Origin of the sequence: Duganella sp. OV510 (assembly GCF_900100205.1) — a bacterium.
In the GTDB taxonomy this organism is placed as follows: Bacteria; Pseudomonadota; Gammaproteobacteria; order Burkholderiales; family Burkholderiaceae_D; genus Rugamonas.
In genome coordinates this window covers 1-14,420 of sequence record NZ_FNEQ01000011.1, presented here as the reverse complement: position 1 = coordinate 14,420, position 14,420 = coordinate 1, and the positions used below count along the sequence as shown (strand labels likewise).

The following is a 14,420-nucleotide window of genomic DNA, read 5'->3' as shown; positions in this document are numbered from 1 at the left end:
GTCTCGTTTTCCACAATCAGGCTGCCTTGCTGCGCAGGCGCGGGTCCAGCACCAGGTACAGCACATCCACCACCAGGTTGATCACCACATACAGCACCAGCACCACCATCAGGTAGGCCACCACCACCGGCCGGTCCAGTTGCAGCACCGAGTCGATAATCAGCTTGCCCATGCCGGGCCAGGCGAAAATGGTTTCAGTGATCAGCGAATACGCGACCAGATGGCCAAATTCGATGCCCATGAAGGTCACGATGGGGATCATCACGTTGGGGGCGATGTGGCGCAGCATCAGCCGCAGCGGACCGACACCTTTGGCACGCGCAAATTTGATGTATTCCTGGCCGGCCACCTCGCGCGTGCCGGCTTCCGCCATGCGCATGCCCAGCGCAACGTTGTGCAACGCCAGCGTCAGCGCCGGCAGCACCAGATACGACAGGCCTTGCGGCGAGAGGAAGCTGAGCGGCACACCCAGCACCTCGACCGTGGGACCGCGTCCACCGGACGGGAACCAGCCCAGCGTGACCGAAAACACCAGGATCAAGATCAGCCCGACCCAGAACGAGGGAATGGTTACACCCAGCAGCGAGACACCCATGGTCAACTGATGCAGCCGGCTGCCCGGCCGCATGCCGGCCCACATGCCCAGCGGAACGCCGATCAGCAGCGACAGCAGCAAGGCGCTGACCGCCAGTTCGAAGGTGGCCGGCATGCGCTCCAGTATCAGTTCGACCGCCGGACGGTTGAACACGAACGACGTACCCAGGTCGCCATGCAGCGCGTTGCTCAGGAAGCGCAGGTATTGCTGATGCAGCGGCAAATCCAGCCCCAGTGCCTGCGAGGCGCGCGCGATTTCGTCCGGTGTAGCGTTCGGCGCCACCAGCAGATGAATCGGATCGCCGACCAGGTTGATGCCGGCGAAGGCCAGGCAGGACATCAGCAACAGAACGACCGCGCTTTGCAGCAGGCGTTTGAATAACATCTCAGCCATGCTTGCCCCCCTGGCGTGGCGGGATCACCGGCAGCATCACATGCGATGGCCGCGCATGGTCAAGATACACGCGGTTGCGCGCCACCCGTACCGGTCCCGGATAACCTTCGGCATTGCCGCTGTTCGGATTGCTGTCGAAGTGAGGGAAATTGCTGCTGGCGATATCGATGCGGATGCGGTGGCCGCGCTGGAACAGATTGCTGGTCGGGTAGCCATCGATGCGCAGCGCATACACCTGGCCCGGCGTCAGCAGCGTTGGTTCGCTCCAGCTGTCGCGGTAGCGGGCGCGCAGAATGCCATCGCTCAGATTCATCGCATAGCCCTGCGGGTAATCGTCGCAAGGCGGATAGACGTCGATCAGTTTGAAAGTGAAGTCGGTATCGACGCAATCAGACGACACCCACAGATGCAACGAGATATCACCGCTTACTTCCATGTCCTGATGCAGCGGAGCGCTTTCAAATACGAGTACATCATCGCGCTCGCGGCGCTGATCGAACGCGCCGCCAAACATCAGCGGCTCGCCAGAGGTCACGGCGCCGCCGGTGGTCGGCGTCGGGTCGGCTGGGTCGTAGCAATAGCTCAGCGCGGGCGCCTCCGGCTGCGGTGTCTGAGGGGACAGTGTGCCGTCGCCATGCAGATAGAACGCCACCTGGCGCGCATCCGGCAGCGGCCAGCTTTGCTCACTGCGCCATTGGCCGCCGTGAGACATACGCCCTTCGGCATTTTTGCGGCCATCACCGCCCCCCATCACAAAAATCGTCACCGGCGCCAGCGGATCCGGCGCGGCGCGGTCCTGCTTCAGCCAGCGCTCAAACCATTGCAGCCGCAGCGCCAGGAAGTCCGGCGCAAGCTGGCCGTCGAGCTGCGCCTGTGGACCAAAGTCGACATCACCGGCATACGTCAGCGAACGGTTTCCATGGGTCCAGGGCCCCAGGATCAGATGCACCGGCGCGCCGCCACGCGCAGCCAGCCCGGCGTAGTTGGCGGCGGCGGTGCGCGAGTACGGGTCATACCAGGACGACATATGCACCATGGCGGCATCGCTGAATTGCGGATAGAAGCCTTGCGCATACAGGCCGGCCTGGCGCCAGTAGTCGTCGAACACGCCGCGCCGCCATTGATCAAACAGGAAGGACTCATATTCCGGCGCCAGCGACAGCGGTGAATGACCTGGCTGCCATTCATGCAGGCGGCGCAGCCAGACGCGCATGTCGACCGCCGCCAGCGCCGCCAGCGTGGCCGGATCGTCCTGCACCGCCGTGCTTTCCAGCGCCTGGCGCAAGGCCCAGGTGGCCTGCTTCAGCTCAAACGCGCCACCGCGCCGGATGCCGCCCTGGTAGGCATTGGCAAAGCCGCCGGAATCGACAAACATCGCTTTCACGCCCGGCGCATTCAGGCTGGCCAGCGCCGCCTGTGTATGGGCTGCGTACGACAAGCCCTTGGTGCCGATACGGCCATTGCACCAGGGCTGCGCCACGATCCAGGCGCAAGTGTCGTAGCCGTCTTCGCTGTCGCTGGTGTATTTGACAAAGCTGCCCTGCGATTGGTAGCGCCCACGGCAATCCTGGTAGATCACGATGTAGCCGTGCTGCACAAAGTAAGCGGCGATCTCGGCCCGGCTTTTGGGCTGCGGATCGGCAGCGCTGCACTCGCTGCGGCTGGGCAGATGCTTGCCATACGGCGTGCGCTCGAGAATCACCGGATGCGGCGTAGCCGCATCACCGGCGGGCATATAGATATCCGTCGCCAGCAGCACGCCGTCGCGCATCGGCACCATTACGTCACGTTGCAGAATCACGCTGGAATCGTCTTTCAAAAGAGGGGTCATCGGGATCATGGCGTCATCCGCACATCGGTGGCCATGGTGAAGCCATCGGCGCGCGGCTGTATCGTCAGCCCTTTGCGCAGCGCCCAGGTGGCGTTCAGGTGCACCAGCGGAATGATGGCGCCGTCCTGCATGGCCAGGCTGGCGGCCTGACGCAGCAAGGCCTGGCGCTGCTCAAGGTCGAAGGTATGGGTGGCCTGATCGACCAGCGCGTCAACCTGGAGGTTGCTGTAGCCGCCATAATTGTTGGCGCCGACGCCGGCCTTGTTATCGCGGCTGCGTATCACCGACACCAGGCCGGTCATGGCGTCGCCAGTGACCGAGCCATAGCCGATCAGGAACATGCTGAAATCGGAAGCGCCGCCAGTGCCCACCACGCGGGTCTGATACACGGAGAATGGCATCGCCGACAGCTCCACCTGAATACGGATATGCGCCAGCTGCTGCGCCAGCGCCTCGCACATGCGGGCATCGTTGACATAGCGGTTGTTCGGGCAATGCAGCGTAATGCGGAAGCCCTGCGGATAACCGGCCTGCGTCAGCAGGTCGCGCGCCGCCGCGATATTTTGCTGCGGCGCCTTGAGATCCGCGTCATAGCCGACAAACCCAGCCGGCACAATTTGCGCGGCGGCGGTGGCGTCGCTCTTCATCAGGTAACGCACGATGTCCTCGCGACTGATGGCCAGCATCAGCGCCTGGCGCACGCGCAGGTCGCGCAGCGGATTGTGTGGCAGCGGCGTACCGTCGTTGGCGCGCAGATAGGGCGAGGCTGCGCGGAACTGGTCCAGGCCAATGTAATTGAGCATGTAGGAAGTGACCGATTGCAGCACCACCTTTTGCGAGCGCTTCAGCGAGTACGCCAGGTTGGCAGTGGCGCCATCGATCAGGTCCACCGAGCCCGATAGCAGCGCCGAGGCGCGCGCCGGCTCGCGCGGGATGAATTCGAACGTGACCTTGTTCCAGGGCTCTTTATCGCCCCAGTAATCGGCATTGCGCAGCAGGACCACGCGCTGGCCATGGGTCCAGCTGCCAAACTTGTAGGGGCCTGTACCAATGGCGCTGCGGCCGTCGGCAAAGCTGGCTTCGTCCACGGCGCCCAGCGACTTGGGCAGGATGGCGATCAGGCCCAGATTATCCGGGACAGCCGGACTCGGCCCACTGGTGCGCACCTGCACCGTCAAAGGTCCGGTGGCCTCTACCGCGACGATGCCCTTCAGGTAGGTGCGGAATGTGCGTGCGCCCTTGACCGCCATGGCGCGGCGTAGCGAGTACTCGACGTCGGCAGCGGTCATGGTCTCGCCATTGTGGAAGCGCACGCCTGGGCGCAGTTGGAATTCCCAGGTTGTCGGGTCGATCACGCGCCAGCTCAGCGCCAGACCAGGCGTCGGGCGCAACTGGCTATCGTGGTGTGCCAGCGATTCGTAGACGTGCAACCAGACGTTGCGGTTCTGGCCGTTCAGCACGTGCGGATCGGCAGAGGTGACTTCGGCCTTGAAGCCAATCCGCAAATCAGCAGCAGCAGCCGTCGCAAGGACTGCGCTGGCGCTCAGCACCACGGCAGAAAACCATCTACGCCATCTCAACATCTATCTCTCCAAGTTTCGATTTTTGTCTCACTGAGTGCAACAGTATCTCATTGAATGATACGAGTCAATAAGATTACCGACGCAAAAAAGCGCCCGAATCAGCTTTTCATAGGGAAAAGGCGGGCTGGCTAGCGGCGTCCGATGTGGAAGAAATGAAACATGGGCATCAGAACAATGCCCATGGAAACAGCATTAGCTAGCGACGTAACCGAGCTGTTGGGAGAATTGGCGTGCGCCCTGCTGCAAGGCAGCGACCAGCAGCGGCAGTTTTTCCTGCGATACGCGGCTAGCTGGCGCCGTGGTGGCCAGCGAGGCGACCACGCTGCCTGTAGCGTCGAAAATTGGCGTGGCCACCGAGACCGTATCGACCGCTTTCTCGGCGTAGGAAATGCTATAGCCTTGCTCGCGGACTTTCTGGATGGATTGCTTCAACTGATCGGCGCCGGTGATGGTATTGCTGGTGAAACTCTCCCGTTCCGCCTGCAAGACTTCCTCTTGGACAGATGGCGGCGCGTAGGCCAGCAGCAGCTTGCCGGAGGCGCCGACGTGCAAGGGACGGCGCCGCGCCAGTTGCGACTCGACGCGTACCATATTCGGCGCGTCCCACCAGGCGATGCATATCGTCTCATGTGCCTCGCGCACGCGCAGCAGCACGCTCTCGCCGCAGGCCTCGCCGACCGCCGGCAGCAAGGCGTCAGCCAGCTTGGATAGCTGCACTTGCTCCTTGGCGGCAGCGCCCACCAGCAAGGCGCGGTAGCCAAGCGAATAAGTAGCAAGCGGCCCCTCTCTGCGAATCAGGCCGGTTTCTTCGAGCGTATTCAGCAAGCGAAACGTCCGCGCCTTGGTGATGCCCGATCGCTTCGCCAGCTCGGTGACGCCGAGGCCGGGATTTTCCGCTACCACCATCAATAATTCTATGCCCACGCTGACCACTTCAATGGTGTAGCTCATGTTTTAATGTCCTAAGAATGCGGCTTGTGTCAGTGTTACAGAAACCATCATATTGTAACGCTGCGTCCAGCCCATTCCGGAAATCCCACACGAAGCAACAAAAATTAGAGCATGATGGGCGCCATCGGCAACCGCCTGCAACACCACCGAGGTGAGCAACTTACGCTGCTCCCCGTCAGGAAGCGCCTGCTGAAAAGCACCATGCATCAACCGGACATAGTTCGCATCACCTCACCAAACGTGACAATCGCACGTCACTTACACCATGAATTTGGTTAGCTATTTTGATGCAAGTCAAAACAACGCACAAAATATGTGCGTGAATTTTCGCCCTATTGGGTTGGCAAATGACAATCACTAGCAAGAGTTGGAGGTAGCGGGTCAATCTCAACCGTTTTATGTTGTGATCATCTAATAGAACGAAGTTGTCGGGACTAAAGTACCAGCCTGGCTTGTTCGGGATGTCCCAACGGGAAAAACCATTGCGGATCGGTTAAGTCCATGTTGACGCACGAGGCGTAGCTGTTGAGATGGTCAAGAAGCAATTGCATGATGCTTGTGCCACATAAAGATTGGAAGTTGACAACTGCAGCGCTTTAGGAATAGCTGCACGAAGCTTTCAATAGAAATATGTCCCAAATTCAAACTTGGTTCAAGATCTGCTCTTGCACCACGGTCAGCTCTTTAGGCCTCGCATAGAGTTCCGATTTTTGGACAGTACCTTTGAATTTCAGAATATCCACTATGTAACGAGTTAGCGCGTCGGTGAGTGCTTCAGGTGCTCTTGGATCTAGGTAGATGGACTCAATGAGTTGATGACCGTTTACAGGTACTTTTAATCCTACGTCCTTCTGCGCTTGATCGATAGACGGGCAATATAGCAAAGCGCGCACTTCATTTTCGTGATCAAACGCCTCACGTTTATGAAACAACAGATCTGCCGCTAATGTCGGCTGCCATCCACCATTTAAAGCATCGACGATTTCCCGCGTCTTCTTTCTGACCGCGGGCGTTTTTTCGTATTTCACGTCTGCAAGCCTGCGTTTGTAACCTTTGTTCTTTCTCACAAAGTCTGTCAGCGCGTCGTTAAGCTTCGCGCGCGTGGTTTTAATCCGCACTCCAAGATGATCTTGTGAGTAGATTCGCCACATCGCGTCCGACATACTTTTCTTCCCCCAGCACTGCGCGAACATCGCATAGTCGTGCGAATGCTTGACTCGCGTTTCATAAGGGTCATCCCATTTCGATGGGTGAGAAAAATGGAGAGAGCCCTTTAGGATCTCGACCGCGTGATGGAATTTAACTATGCGATACAGATTGCTGTTTTGTTTGTCTTTCAATCGGCTCTCCTCGAAGTGATGTTGAGGTGTTTCTAATGAGTGAGTCTTCCGTAAATGCTGTAATCAATAGTGAACCGTTCCGGGATTTTGAGAGCCCCCTAGTTTGAGTCATGCCGTGATGGCTTGACTCGAAAGTTGACGATAGTAGTTCATTTCATCTTCAGCCGGTGGCATATGACCAATAGGTTCGAACAACCGGTGATGGTTAAACCAGCAGCCCCACTCCAACTTGGCCAGTTCGACGACTTCACGGGTCCTCCAAGGAGCACGGCAATGAATCAGTTCGGCCTTGTACAAACCGTTGATGGTCTCGGCCTGACTACTTGGCTTTAGTGCAGCACATGGTCTCAAAGTACTCGCTGATGAGGCGTTTGTTCTGGAAGTAGCTGTCCAGGACCAAGAACAGGAAGTACCGGCTCTCGAAGCTGAAATCGAACGGTATGCGGGCTTTATCGATTTTGAAGGTTTTGCGTTTTTTGTGTCCTTTGATTCCGCTGTCATGCACTCGGTGAGAGTGGCCGGCGCTGCTGCGCTACTGCGACGACGGCGCCATCGAGATTGATAACTCGGCGGCAGAACGCGCCTTGCGTGGCGTCGCGATCGGGCGCCGTAACTACCTGTTTGCTGGTGCCGACAGCGGCGGCGAACGCGCTGCCGCGATCTACTCGCTGATCGGCACGGCCAAGCTGAATGGTGTCGACCCCGAAGCCTGGTTGCGTCACGTGCTGACGCATATCGCCGATCATCCCGTCAACCGGGTTGATGAATTCTTGCCTTGGAACTGCAACCTGCCCGCAGCCCTCTGAGATAAAGCCGCTTCCCAACGGTGTGATGCCATCATCGATTAAATTGCTGCACCACTCAAGACGTCGCTGACCAGACGCTTACTCTGCCCGATCATTTGCCGCGTGATGAGAAAATCTATGCGCCGACGGCCGATGCCTGCCCGGCCTGCGGTGGCGGCCTGCGGCCGCTCGGTGAGGACGTGGCGGAACAACTGGAGTTCGTGCCGGCCAGTTTCGCGTGATACGCCACGTGCGTCCCAAGCTGGCATGCTCCTGCTGCGACGCCATCGTCCAGGGGCCGGCGCCAAGCCGGCCGATTGAGCGCGGCATCGCCGGCCCCGGTCTGCTCGCGCATGTCCTGGTGGCGAAGTTCGCCGGTCATCTGCCGCTGTACCGCCAGGCCGTCATCTACGCTCGCGAAGGCGTTGACCTTGGTCGCGCGCTGCTGGCCAGTTGGGTCGGCGCTGCCAGCGCATTGCTGCGTCCACTGGTGGACGCCATTCGGCGGCACGTGCTGGCGGCAGCAAAGCTGCATGCCGACGACACCCCGATCCCGGTGCTGGCGCCCGGTAACGGCAAGACCAAGACCGCGCGCCTGTGGACCTACGTGCGCGATGACCGGCCCGCCGGCGACGCGACACCACCAGCGGTATGGTTTGCCTACACGCCTGACCGAAAAGGCATCCATCCTCAGACCCACCTGGCCAAGTTTGAAGGCGTACTGCAAGCCGATGCCTACGCCGGCTTCAACGCCTTGTTAGACGATGGCACGATCCGCGAAGCTGCCTGCTGGGCGCATGCACGCCGCAAGTTCTACGATTTGCACGCGGCGCGCCCGACCGCGCTGACCGCCGAGGCGCCGCGCCGGATCGCCGAACTATACGTGATCTAGGCCGAGATCCGAGGCAAACCGCCCGATGAGCGCAGGCAGGCGCGGCAAGCCCGCGCGCGGCCCTTGGTCGATGACCTTGAACGCTGGCCGCGTGCCACGCTCGATACCTTGTCACGCAAGTCCGACACGGCGGCGGCGATCATGTACGCGCTCAAGCTTTGGCCGGCGCTGCTGCGCTACTGCGACGACGGCGCCATCGAGATTGATAACTCAGCGGCCGAACGCGCCTTGCGCGGCGTGGCCATTGGCCGCCGCAACTACCTGTTCGCCGGCGCTGATAGCGGCGGCGAACGCGCCGCCGCTATCTACTCGCTGATCGGCACCGCCAAGCTGAACGGTGTCGACCCCGAAGCCTGGTTGCGTCACGTGCTGACGCATATCGCCGATCACCCCGTCAACAGGGTCGATTATTTCTTGCCCTGGAACTGCTACTTACCAGCAGCCCTCTGAGATTACGCCGCTTCCCAGCGGTGTGATGCCATCATCGATCATTGCCATCGCGCTCAGGACGTACCTGAGCGAACGCTTACGCCTCACCGAGTACAATATCCTTATGTCCGATTCTAGGCAATGACCCATAACCCTGATGCTCCTTACGGATTAGTGATTCAGGAAGAAGGCTTTAATCGCTTTGATGAACTCATCCGGCTTTTCGAGGTTGATCACGTGGCCGGAGTCGATCTTCAGGTACGTGCCGTGTTTCAGCAACGACATGGCGCGGTCCGCCTGTTCCTGGCTCATGGCGCCGTCGAGCGTGCCATCCGCCAGATACGCGATGTTCGCTTGCATCAACAGCACTGGACACTCGATCCTGGCCAGTGCCGTGGCATGATCGAAGCCAGCATTCCAGCTGCCGTCGTAGAAGGCGGCGCCGAAGCGGGGATCGTACTGGTGATCGAGTCCGCGCAGCATCAATCTGATCGTGTCGTTTTCCACCAGACTGAGCTCGACCGGCACGCCGGGATTGGCCTTGCGGTAGGCTTCGATCGCGCCGGTCAGTACCAGCGCCGAGCCGGGGCCGATATTGTTGTTAAAGAACTCGGTGCTGGCGCTCACCCAGTACAGCAGGAAGTCATCCGGATGATCGGTGGACGCCGCCTTATAGCTGGTCGCGAAAGTACGGTACGCCACGGTGTTTTTGATTTCAGGATATTCCGACGAAAACAGCGGTGGATCTTCCAGCGCCACCGCCTTGACCAGGTCCGGCCGGTTGGCGGCAAGCCACGTTGTCAGCAGACCGCCGGATGAATTTCCGGTCACGTAGACGGGCTGGCCGATGTTTCGCTCGATGAAGGCGGCCAGGTCGGCGCCGATTTGATTCGCCGTCATGGCATAGTTGGCCGGCGTAGTGGTGGTGCCGTGCCCTTGATAATCGATGGCGTACACATGGAACGATTTCGCCAGCTCCGGCAGTACCCGGCTGTAGCTGAACCAGTCCAGCAACTGCGCGTGCAGCATCACCAGCGGCGGCCCGTTGTCCGGTCCCTCGACGTAGCTCAGGTTCACGCCATTCATCGCCGCCGTCTTCTCGACATAGCCGGCAGCCTGTATCTTTTCATGGTACGGGTCCTTGTAGGACAGGAAAGCCGCGACCGGCGTGGTCACTTCCGTCACCGGCGTGGTTTGAGCGCGATCGTCGCCGCCGCCGCCACATCCACTGATGCCCACGCTGAAAAGCACCGCAGCCAGGAGCGCCATGGCGCAGGTTGCCAGCGTCCGTTTTGTTGAAGAGGTTGATGTCATAGATTGTCCACGTTGATTTGATTGGAATTCTTTACAGGAAATTACAGGCCGAAATATAGTGAGCATCGACGTAAAAATCTCTTACAAATTTGTGTCAGCCGATGTCATCGGCCGGGCCCGGACCGGTGACATCATTTGACATGAAGTGTTACAGCAGCGGAAGGCGAGCGCTTCTATACTGGGTTCTCATGTTCAACACTACCTGGAGATTCCCCATGAAACATTGGTCCCCTCGCGCTGCCATTTTATCCATCGCCTCCTTGCTGGCATTGGCCGCCGGCCCCGCCTTGGCGCAAGGCAAAGTCATGCAGCAAATCGAGGCGCGTTTCAATGCGGCCGACAAGGACCACGACGGCAAACTGACCAAGGCCGAAGCCAAGGCAGGCATGCCGCGCGTCGCGCAGAACTTCGAGAAGATCGATGCCGACAACGCCGGGTTCATCACGTTGGTCCAAATCGGCGCCTTCATGGCCGCGCAGAAAAAATAATCGATGAGGTGGCGTGTGATGCTATGGGGCGCTAGCGTTGTCGTTGTGGTGGCGGCGGTCTTGATCTTGGCGCTGGTGGCTAAGATCGGCACCTATGTCGATCCCTTCCATGCGAAGGTCGCGGCGGCCGGCTACGTGGTGAAGACGGCGCAGGTCAATCGTGTTGCGCTCAGCTATGTGGAAGGCCCCGACAACGGGCCGCCGCTGGTGCTGTTGCATGCCCAGCATCTGGATTGGTTCAGTTACAGCCGGGTGATGCCGGCCCTCGCGCAGTCTTTCCACGTCTATGTCGTGGACTATCCCGGTCATGGCGCCACCCGCACGCCGTCCGACTATCCAATGACCGCCAATCAGATCGGCGCCGACCTCGGCGATTTCATCAAACGGATCGGCCAGCCGGTCTTCATCAGCGGCAACTCTTCCGGCGGATTGTTGGCGACTTGGCTGGCGGCCAACCGGCCGCGAGTGACACGGGCCGTCTTGCTGGAAGATCCGCCGTTGTTTTCCGCCGAATATCCCCGCATCAAAAAAACCATCGCGGACAAGTCCTTCGCCACCAGTTATAAGGCGGCGCTGCAGGCGCTGCAGAGTACGGATGACTTCCTGCTGTATTGGATCGATGCCACCTCCCAATTCTTCACACGGAATGTGGGCCCCGGAACGGCGCGCTTGCTGAGCGGTGCGATCAAGGTCTATCGATTCGTTCACCCTGGCGCGCCGGTGGAAATCGGTCTCCTGAACAACGATACAGTGCGCCTGCTGTTACGCGGACTAGACCAGTACGACCCCAGGTTTGGCGCGGCGTTCCATGATGGCAGCTGGCACCACGGGTTCGACCATGCTGCCGCCCTTGCAAAAATTTCTTGCCCAACCTTGCTGATGCAGGCCAACACCTCGACGCTGCCGGACGGCACGCTCGATGGCGCCATGAGCGAGGTCGACGCAGCCCGCGCAATGGGGCTGCTCCAGCATGGACAGTTTGTGAAAGTGGACGCGACGCACGTGGTAAATCTCGACAAGCCCGACGATTTCGTTCGCATCCTCGAAAGTTTCTTCGCGGAGAGGTAGTTACCGGCGAGTCGGCAGTCTTAGTTCGGCCTGGAATCCGCCCTCGGGACGCAGGCTCAGCTCGAGGCTGCCGCCGTGTTGCTGGGCGATGCGGTTGGCGATCGCCAAGCCCAGACCGGTGCCGGACGACGGTTGCGCCGCCGGTTCCCCGCGCCGGAACGGTTGCTTGAGCAGTGGCAGCAACGAGGTTTCCACGCCGGGGCCGTCGTCGGCCACCGCGACATGGACATATCGTTCCCGCTGCCAGGTTCGTACAGTTAATCCTACGCGCCCGTACAGGGCAGCGTTTTGCATCAGATTGACCAGCAGGCGCAGCATGCTGACTGGACGGATGCTCAGCGGTGGCAGTGGCGCCAACGCCAGCGTGAATGGCTGGCCAAGCCCGATGAAATCGGCGGCCAGCTGTTCGATCATCGCGTTCAGGTCGGCGTAGCGGAAGTCCTCGCCATCGCCGCCACGCGCGTAGTCGATGAATTGCTGGACAATGGCGTCGATATCGTCGATGTAGCGCTCGGCAGACGCCTGCCGGGTCGCCGCCAGTTCGGGCATCGCGTTGGACAGCCTCAGTTTGGTCAGCGGCGTGCGAATGTCGTGCGAGAGGCTGGCCAGCATCAGCGCGCGGGTGGCGTCGATGTCGGCCAGCGCCCGGGTCATGTCGTTGAACGCGGCGGCCACGCTGGAAACCTCCACCGGGCCCGCCACCGATACCGGCTCGGGCAGTTCGCCTTTGCCCAGCCGTTCGGCGGCGGCGGCCAGCTGTTGCAGGGGCCGGTTGATGTGGCGGTGGATCAGAATGGCGAGCAGCACGCCGAGCGTATTCAACGCAGCCGAGACGGAGATGGCGATCCAGGCACCACGATAGCGCGCGCTACGTTCGACCGGCAGCGAGATCCAGTACGGCTTGCCGCTCATCGATAGTTGCACCCATAACCGTGCCGGCTGGCCGGGCTGAATGCGCAGCGTGGTTTCGGTTGGCAGGCGCGCTTTCATTTCCTCCAAGAATCGCCGCACTTCGTACTGGGCCAGCGGCTGGAATAACGCGGACTCATTGGCGGAGGAAGGCACCGCCGGCGGCGTGGTCTGGCCGTCCAACAGGGCGACATATCCTGCGCGTTCTGCGTCGGGAAGGGCCGACAGCAGGCGCTGGATGATCGTGACCTGTGCCGCGAGCAATGCTGCCGCATCCTTCACACGCGGCGCCTGCACGAAGATGATGAACACCAGCACCGCCGTGACTTGGCTGATGGTGATGGCGGCGATCAGCAACAGCGCGTTGCGGCCGAGCAGGGTGCGGGGCCATTTCAGGCTCATGCTTCGATGTCGGCCACCAGCATATAGCCGAGCCCCCAGATGGTTTTGATATGGCGCGGACTGGCCGGCACCGCTTCGATGGCCTGGCGCAGGCGCAAGATTTGCACGTCGATGCTGCGGGCGTTGGCGTCGTAGCCACGGCCGCGCGCGCGTAGCAACAGATGGTCGCGGCTGACCGCCCGGTTGGGCGTGCTCGCCAGCGCTTCCAGCAGCAAACGCTCGGCCGAGTTCAATTCGATCTCCTCATTGCCGAGCCGCAGTTGATGCCGCGTCAGGTCGAGCGTGAAGTCGCCGAAGCGCAATCGTTCCGGCGTCGACGGCGTATCGCCATGCAGCATCTGCTGGCGGCGCAGCATGGCTCGGATGCGCGCCACCAATTCGCGCGGCAGGAACGGCTTGGCCAGGTAGTCGTCGGCGCCGGTCTCCAGGCCGATCACGCGGTCGAGCGGATCGCCGCGCGCGGTCAGCATCAGGATCGGAATAGTCTGGCCCTCCGCCCGCAAGCGACGGCAGATGGACAGGCCGTCTTCCTTGGGCATCATCAAGTCGAGCACCAGCAGGTCGAACGGTTCACGCTCCAGCAGGCGGTCGAGCTTGGCGCTGTCGGCCACCGCGCGGACCTCGTAGCCTTCCGAGGTGAGAAAGCGCAGCAGCATGTTGCGCAGCTCGAGCTCATCGTCGAGAACGACGATACGGTGCGCCTTTTCGCGGCTGAGGGAAGTTGCGTCAAGTGGGTCGAGTTGCTCGTCTGAGCTCGGCTGTGGCATGTGGCAGTACCGCGTCGTAACGGAATGTCAAAAGCAGATTGTAAGGGATGTGCCTGTAGGCAGGATTATCGCCATGCATTATTTTTTAATGTCAGCGTGTGTCGTTTTCCATTGATGCCCATTGGCGCCGCCAGTTCAAATTATCAAATAAACGCCGTGGTCCTGGGCCATTTTCGATACCGACACGCCAGTCTTACAGACCGTCACTGCGAGCCAAAGTATAAACTCCGGCGAATAATTTGGCCGGCTTTATGATTACCCGATTCCATTTCAATGTCCACAGTAGTTCCTGCAAAAAAAAACGGGGACTACTTTGGCAGACGCTACTCGCAGACGGTGCTGGGCCGACGCTTACTTTAAAACGTGGAATCTGGTCCGTGTAAAACCGAGCATCATCACCGACTGCTTCGCACTTTTGCGCTTCGGTATCGAGATGCATAAGCTCTAGCCTTGCCTCATTTCGAAAGTGGGTCAAAAAATCTTCTTGGAATCCCGGGTCTACCATGTCGCTTCGCAGGCGTGGGAAAATCTCGTTGAGGATTAATGGACTATGCTGCATAAGCATCGCCTTGATGATGTTGTAGTGGTCAACCCATCCCGGACACTATGTTAAGTTTTTCTTCGACGACGGCCGGTGCCAGTCCCTGGTTGAACTGATGCGGCCGTATCCAGT

General features: G+C 60.2%; 10 protein-coding genes and 3 pseudogenes. 4 read left to right on the top strand and 9 right to left on the bottom strand.

Annotated features, from left to right (window positions below):
* Window positions 1–16 precede the first annotated feature (16 nt).
* From BLS51_RS24415 to BLS51_RS24390, 6 genes and pseudogenes are all read right to left on the bottom strand, one after another.
* Window positions 17–988 carry an ABC transporter permease gene (locus BLS51_RS24415; protein ID WP_090190976.1) on the bottom strand — a complete coding sequence of 324 codons (972 nt, stop codon included), beginning with the start codon at window positions 986–988 and terminating at the stop codon, window positions 17–19.
* Complete coding sequence (locus BLS51_RS24410; RefSeq protein WP_090190978.1) at window positions 981–2,828, bottom strand: CocE/NonD family hydrolase; 1,848 nt, start codon at window positions 2,826–2,828, stop codon at window positions 981–983. Before BLS51_RS24410 ends, BLS51_RS24415 begins: the two co-directional genes overlap by 8 nt.
* Window positions 2,825–4,402 (bottom strand): ABC transporter substrate-binding protein, encoded by a 1,578-nt coding sequence (locus tag BLS51_RS24405; RefSeq protein WP_090190981.1) that lies wholly within the window; start codon window positions 4,400–4,402, stop codon window positions 2,825–2,827. Before BLS51_RS24405 ends, BLS51_RS24410 begins: the two co-directional genes overlap by 4 nt.
* A gap of 192 nt (window positions 4,403–4,594) precedes the next feature.
* Entirely contained in the window at window positions 4,595–5,353 is a 759-nt protein-coding gene (locus BLS51_RS24400) for an IclR family transcriptional regulator (RefSeq protein WP_090190983.1), read from the bottom strand.
* 641 nt (window positions 5,354–5,994) lie between these two features.
* The gene (locus BLS51_RS24395) at window positions 5,995–6,693 is read right to left on the bottom strand and encodes a DUF2971 domain-containing protein (protein WP_217636497.1); all 699 of its coding nucleotides are present in this window, start codon (window positions 6,691–6,693) and stop codon (window positions 5,995–5,997) included.
* 108 nt (window positions 6,694–6,801) lie between these two features.
* Window positions 6,802–7,008, bottom strand: a pseudogene (locus BLS51_RS24390) (IS3 family transposase); the annotation flags it as partial.
* Between the two features lie 200 nt (window positions 7,009–7,208).
* Here BLS51_RS24390 and BLS51_RS24380 point away from each other — a divergent pair.
* Both BLS51_RS24380 and BLS51_RS24375 read left to right on the top strand, forming a co-directional pair.
* Window positions 7,209–7,499: pseudogene (locus BLS51_RS24380) on the top strand (transposase domain-containing protein); the annotation flags it as partial.
* Window positions 7,500–7,585: 86 nt separating this feature from the next.
* Window positions 7,586–8,820 (top strand): annotated as a pseudogene (locus tag BLS51_RS24375) (IS66 family transposase); the annotation flags it as partial.
* A 150-nt stretch (window positions 8,821–8,970) separates the two neighbouring features.
* On the opposite strand, the gene BLS51_RS24370 reads toward BLS51_RS24375, so the two are convergent.
* Window positions 8,971–10,068 carry an alpha/beta fold hydrolase gene (locus BLS51_RS24370; RefSeq protein WP_217636498.1) on the bottom strand — a complete coding sequence of 366 codons (1,098 nt, stop codon included), beginning with the start codon at window positions 10,066–10,068 and terminating at the stop codon, window positions 8,971–8,973.
* 260 nt (window positions 10,069–10,328) lie between these two features.
* On the opposite strand from BLS51_RS24370, the gene BLS51_RS24365 reads away from it, so the two are divergent.
* Together BLS51_RS24365 and BLS51_RS24360 are read left to right on the top strand one after the other, a co-directional pair.
* Entirely contained in the window at window positions 10,329–10,601 is a 273-nt protein-coding gene (locus tag BLS51_RS24365; protein WP_175472678.1) for an EF-hand domain-containing protein, read from the top strand.
* Between the two features lie 60 nt (window positions 10,602–10,661).
* Window positions 10,662–11,669 (top strand): alpha/beta fold hydrolase, encoded by a 1,008-nt coding sequence (locus BLS51_RS24360; protein ID WP_217636499.1) that lies wholly within the window; start codon window positions 10,662–10,664, stop codon window positions 11,667–11,669.
* Here BLS51_RS24360 and BLS51_RS24355 read toward each other — a convergent pair whose 3' ends face one another.
* Entirely contained in the window at window positions 11,670–12,980 is a 1,311-nt protein-coding gene (locus tag BLS51_RS24355) for an ATP-binding protein (RefSeq protein ID WP_090190996.1), read from the bottom strand.
* The gene (locus BLS51_RS24350) at window positions 12,977–13,747 is read right to left on the bottom strand and encodes a response regulator (protein ID WP_090191000.1); all 771 of its coding nucleotides are present in this window, start codon (window positions 13,745–13,747) and stop codon (window positions 12,977–12,979) included. The genes BLS51_RS24355 and BLS51_RS24350 overlap by 4 nt, the downstream gene beginning before the upstream one ends.
* Window positions 13,748–14,420: the final 673 nt, after the last annotated feature.